The 5,012-nt window shown below is 61.2% G+C and carries 4 protein-coding genes; 1 reads left to right on the forward strand and 3 read right to left on the reverse strand.

Annotated features, from left to right (window positions below):
• Nucleotides 1-233: 233 nt before the first annotated feature.
• Nucleotides 234-1,115 carry a hypothetical protein gene (locus tag ACIQ2E_RS12380; RefSeq protein ID WP_398330964.1) on the reverse strand — a complete coding sequence of 294 codons (882 nt, stop codon included), beginning with the start codon at nt 1,113-1,115 and terminating at the stop codon, nt 234-236.
• Between the two features lie 174 nt (nt 1,116-1,289).
• Here ACIQ2E_RS12380 and ACIQ2E_RS12385 point away from each other — a divergent pair, with 174 nt between their 5' ends.
• Nucleotides 1,290-3,401 (forward strand): AAA family ATPase, encoded by a 2,112-nt coding sequence (locus ACIQ2E_RS12385; RefSeq protein ID WP_398330967.1) that lies wholly within the window; start codon nt 1,290-1,292, stop codon nt 3,399-3,401.
• Here ACIQ2E_RS12385 and ACIQ2E_RS12390 read toward each other — a convergent pair.
• Complete coding sequence (locus ACIQ2E_RS12390) at nt 3,345-3,635, reverse strand: hypothetical protein (protein WP_398330970.1); 291 nt, start codon at nt 3,633-3,635, stop codon at nt 3,345-3,347. The genes ACIQ2E_RS12385 and ACIQ2E_RS12390 overlap by 57 nt on opposite strands.
• 234 nt (nt 3,636-3,869) lie before the next feature.
• Nucleotides 3,870-4,436 carry a hypothetical protein gene (locus tag ACIQ2E_RS12395; protein ID WP_398330973.1) on the reverse strand — a complete coding sequence of 189 codons (567 nt, stop codon included), beginning with the start codon at nt 4,434-4,436 and terminating at the stop codon, nt 3,870-3,872.
• Between the last annotated feature and the right edge of the window lie 576 nt (nt 4,437-5,012).

The following is a 5,012-nucleotide window of genomic DNA, read 5'->3' on the forward strand; positions in this document are numbered from 1 at the left end:
GCTCGGCGAGCTCCACCTCTTCCACCAGCCAGCGGTGGCTGCGGCATTGGACGACCGCCCCTGCAGTGGGGATCGCAGTGGTTTGTAAAGCTGCTTCCGGCATCAGGGCGAGTGAGGGGCCCTTGACCAAGTGTGCGGTGCAACCGCTGGGTTGCGCAGCAGAACTGCAGCAACTTGATGCGCAGCCTCAGCAGCTATGCAGATAGCGCATAGATCACGTGTATTGGGTCTAATCATCGCGCCTCCTGATGGAACAGCGCTGGGTGGTGCTGCAGATGCTCGAGCGTGTGCGTCAGGACAGGCGGCAGCCCCTCTGTGTAGGGCAACAACAGCCAGAGCGGGCTGGGCAATGCCGTGCTGAGTGCAACCGGCTTGAAGTCATGCGCCCACTGCCCTGCACGGCATGCCCATGGATCGAGAGCGATAGCCAGTGGCGTTTCATGCAGACGCGTGATCCAGCGGGCAGGAGTGCTGCAGCTGTTGCCGATGCTTTTGAGCTTGAGGCCACGATTCAGCAGCGCCTTGTGCAGTCCTGGGGCAAGCCCGCGATGGGGAGCCAGCACGGCTGAGATCGCTGCGGGGTCCAAAGATTTGGGGATCGCAAGGGCAAGGTTCAGCGCACCCAGCTCCAGCAACCGCAGGCCCGAGGTTTCGCTCTCTTTAACGGCATGCAACTCCAGGCCTGAGATCAAGGCAGCATCGAGGACACCTTGATGGATCAGTTCTGCCCATTCGCCGACAGGGCGAAACCGCACGGGTGTTGGCAGCAGCCATCCGCACCCTTCCAGAAGGTGATGGTGCAAGAGGTCGGCTCCGACACGCGCTACCCCTGCATCCAGACGATGGGCACGGGAGCCGAGACGCAGCAACCGCATGGCTGTGCTGGTGCCAAAACGGCAGCGCTTGCGCACGCGCGCGTCACGGTTGAGGCCAAAGTCGCTGGCCAGGGCCCGGTAGCGGCGGCTCACTGTGGGCTGGCTCAGGTTGAGCAACTGGCTGGCTTGCACGGTGGTGCCACTCAGCTCCAGCAGATCAAGCAGACGGATGTCGTGCAAGAGCTCGGGCAACCGGTACGACTGCGTGTCTGTAGGAACGGTGCTTGGAATGGATGTCATCGGCAGCCTCCCCGGCTGGACTGAAGGCAGCCTCCAAACGACAGGGGCAAAACACGGCTTTCTTGCTGCGAAAAAGCAAAAGCAGATCAGCCAAGCAAGCTGGTGCAGTCGCTTTGGCTTGCTTCTTCGCATGAAAGCTTGCCGTTGCTGGCGCCAGCAAGCAGGCTGGGGAGCATGACCTCTCCCTTGCGCTGCCACCTGTTGATCGGCCCGCCCGCCAGCGGCAAAACCACCCTGGCCGGGGTGCTGGCCGAGCTCACCGGTGCGGTGGTGCTCTCCACCGATGTGGTGCGCAGCGAGATCTTTGGCGATGCCGCCGTGCAGGGCCCTTGGAGTGACATCGAAGCCCGGCTGCATCAGCGCATTCGCGACTCAATCGCCGCTGGCATTCCGGTGATCGTTGATGCCACCCATGCCCGCCGGCCCTGGCGACTGGCGATCACCCAGGCACTTGTGCTCCCGGCTCCGGTGGAATGGATCGGTTGGTGGCTCTACACGCCGCTCTCAACCTGCTTGCAGTGGAACCAAACTCGCAAGCGGCTGGTGCCCGAGCCGGTGATCCGTGAGATGGCCGCCGCTTTGGCCGATCCGGTATTTGGCCCCACCCGGGCAGAAGGCATGGCCTCAGTGGTGGCGGTGGTACCCACACATGTCCGCGAGCTGGAGCCGCTGCTGCGCGATGAGCTGGCCCGGCTCGATCACCGCATTCGCTCGGCCCGCAACCGTGAGAACCGGTTTGCGCTGCATGGCTACTCGCGACTGCTTGATGTCGAGCGTTTGCTGTATCTGCTGCGGCTACTCACCACTTACCCCGAACTTGAGGCTGCAGACCCCGCCAACAGGGCCGAGCTGGAGGCGATCGTCTCACCCCTTCCCGAGGGTGATTTGGCCGATCGGGCGGCGGCCTACCTGCGCCGGCTGCATGGCGAGTGCTACGGCGATGCCGCTGCCATTCGTGCTGATCTGGCTTGGCTGGAAGCCAACGGCTTCTGCAGTTCTGAGCCGGAGCAAGCACCGATCAAGCCTCCCCCAGCGGTGAGGGCTCCAAAGAGCGATGAGCTTTGGAATGGAGGCGTCAACGGTGGTTACCTGCCCCTGGGCGATGCGCCGGTGTTCGCTCGCGTGTTCACGCTGCTACGGCATGTGCTGCAACAACCGTTTGACCGTGCTGCGGGTACGCCGTTGCCTGAGCACCTGATCAATCAAATCGAAGCCATCCCCGGTGCCTATCTGCCTGGGGAGGCGGCAACCCTGCGCAAAGACCTCGAGAAGCTGCTCACGCCCTACGGCTTTCGCTCACGCCATGACAACGTGCGCCATGGCTATGCCATTGGCACAGCGCTGCTATCGGCCAACCGTCTGCGCGAGATCCATGGTGTTGTGAGCCAGGCCGCCGGACGGCTAGCCGATCCGAGCGCTCAGCATTTGTTGGTGGAGCTGGAGCAACGACTCAGCTGGGGAGGAATCGACACTGAAATCACGAGCCCAGTACGGGCCTTTGCCAATCGCTCGATCGTGAGCAGTGACCTGGTGCGGCCCGATTCTTTGGCGGCTGAGCGCCAGGCCGAACGCTTGGAGACCGCAATCGTCGAACGTCGACGGGTGGAGCTGGAGCGCTACGCCTCGGTGGCGTCCTATGCCGACAGCCCCAGCGGTACCTTTCGGGCTTGGCCACTGCAACTGCTGTTTCACAACATCGGCTGGTATCTGGTGTTTGAGGAAGACAGCGTCGGCACGGGCGTAGGCCTGATCCGCTGCGAGCGGATCGACCGGCTGGCCCTGCGTCGTAGCGAACGGGGCTACCGCCGCAACGATGAGGCCCATGCAGAAGCCATGAGTCGCCTGGAGACATTGCTGCACTTGAGCGGTGGCATTTATTTCGGTGACGACCTCAACAGCCAGTTGCAGCTGTGCACCCCGACGCCAAAGACACGCGCCAAAGCGATGCTGACCTTGCGGTTCTGCTGCCAGGGCTGGAGTTTTGCCTTTATTCGTGAAGGCTTGCAGCGTTATCCGCTTGAGCACACCCGCTACAGCAAGGCTTTGCCCGGTGACACGTGGTGGAACCACCCCAAGGCACCGCATGTGCTCGAACCCGGCTCTGCGGCAGATACGCATCCCTATCCAGTGGAGCTGGATCTGCCGCAGTGGACCGTGGCCCGTGATGTGGACCTGCGCAATTGGCTGTTTGGTTTTGGCGCCGGCATCCGCATCGAAAGCCCGGCTGACCTAGCGATTGAGCATCGCACTTGGCTGCAGCGGGGACTGGCGGTGTATGGCAGCTGACGCTGAGGTGTGCTGCTCAGCCAGCTGACTCTGGATGTGCTCCAGAGCGGTTTCCAAGAGGTACGCGGCCAAGTTGGAGACCGAGCGGCCTTGCAGGTCAGAGCTTTCCAGCAGTTGTTTGTAGAGGCGGTAATTGACCGTGATCGAAATGCGCTGAGGCTTGCGAAACAGGACGGACATGATCGAGAGGCGATGGATGCAATTGGATGCAAAGTGCTGTCCCCTGCGACTCATCGTGGTCTCATTGCAATCCTTTTGTCACGAACTATTCGCCGTCTGAATAGCTACGGCTCAAAAGGCTTCATTTGCCCCCCGTTGTTGATGGAAGCTGTCTCGATTGCCCATAGGCCATTGAGCAATGCGTGGGCCTGGGTGTAATTGACCTCCCGAAACTGGGACCCCGAAACTGGGACCCCGAAAGTGGGACCCCGAAAGTGGGATGGTCAGCGTGTGGCTGACATCAAGCCTTCATTGCTGTGATGCAGCCGGCGCTGTTCGCTCCAACAGCAGTTGCAACTTCTGGTCCTGCCGCTCCAGCACCGAGAGAAAGCCGGCAGCAGTGATGCCCAGAATCATCAGCCAAACCAATGAGGTCCATGCCACAACTGACCATGGGTGAATCGCATGCGATGGCCAAGCCGTTGCCGACAAGCCAAACCCACGCCTGGATGAAGGCTGGCTTGGCGGCTGATCAGCAGGATCGATTCCAAGGTCCAGCACCAGCTTGAGCAACGCTTCTGGTGTGGCTGGAACCAATGCCGAGCACGCTTCTGTCTCTGTGACGCGATCGGCGAGCAGCTGGCGGCATCGCTGCAGACCACCACCAGCCCAGAACAGACCCCAGGCCCGTTTGTCGAGCTCCAAAGCCACCCAGCGGTGAGGCCGCACATCGTTACGCATCAACTGCGCGGCTTTGGCTGGCGACCAGCTGCGCCCAGAGGCCAGAGAGGGCTGGGATTCCAGCAGCAACCGGCCTTGAGGATCGCGGGTGTAACCCGTGGCGATCTGCAGCGAGAAGACGTCGATGATCTGCACGCGGCCACTGGGGATGCCCCGAGGTCGGGTCGGCGAGCAAAAAATCAGGGCGCCCCGCATCTCCCCAATGCAACGCATGACGCTCACATTGCTGGGCATAGCTGGCTGGCGTGGGACACCCATTGTGCTGGAGCCAGCCATCTCTACCGGCTCGGCGATCACCGCATTGCGCGTGCAAGATCAAAACTATGCGCAAGCTGAATAAACCAGCGAACGGCGTTGATCTGAAAACCCGACTTGAGGACCTGCAGACAGAATTTCAATCGGACCATCAATCAACTTGCGTCTATTCTTGGCACAGGCAAGAAAGCTGTCCCAGCAATGGTTTTGCAGTGTCTGCTTGAAAAAACGACAGACGATCCCGAAGTGCGAAGGCTGCGGTGATTGGCGTGACGAACGCGAGCCTAAGCCTGACCGCCAAGCTCTTTAGATTTTCTCCCGAATCGAGTCAACAATTGACACCAGAAACGTGCTTTGACAAGCGCTCATGGCGGCCCAATCCTGATAGAACAGTCGGGCCTCAAAGAGGTGTGGCGGTCTCAGACCTCGTCTGAGAACCAGGGAGCCTGGAGGTCT

Source organism: Vulcanococcus sp. (assembly GCF_044369115.1).
GTDB lineage: Bacteria > Cyanobacteriota > Cyanobacteriia > PCC-6307 > Cyanobiaceae > Vulcanococcus.

Coding starts and splice junctions, on each gene's coding strand:
- ACIQ2E_RS12380 (WP_398330964.1), bottom strand. CDS start 1,115: ATGACATCCATTCCAAGCACCGTTCCTACAGACACGCAGTCGTACCGG.
- ACIQ2E_RS12385 (WP_398330967.1), top strand. CDS start 1,290: ATGACCTCTCCCTTGCGCTGCCACCTGTTGATCGGCCCGCCCGCCAGC.
- ACIQ2E_RS12390 (WP_398330970.1), bottom strand. CDS start 3,635: ATGAGTCGCAGGGGACAGCACTTTGCATCCAATTGCATCCATCGCCTC.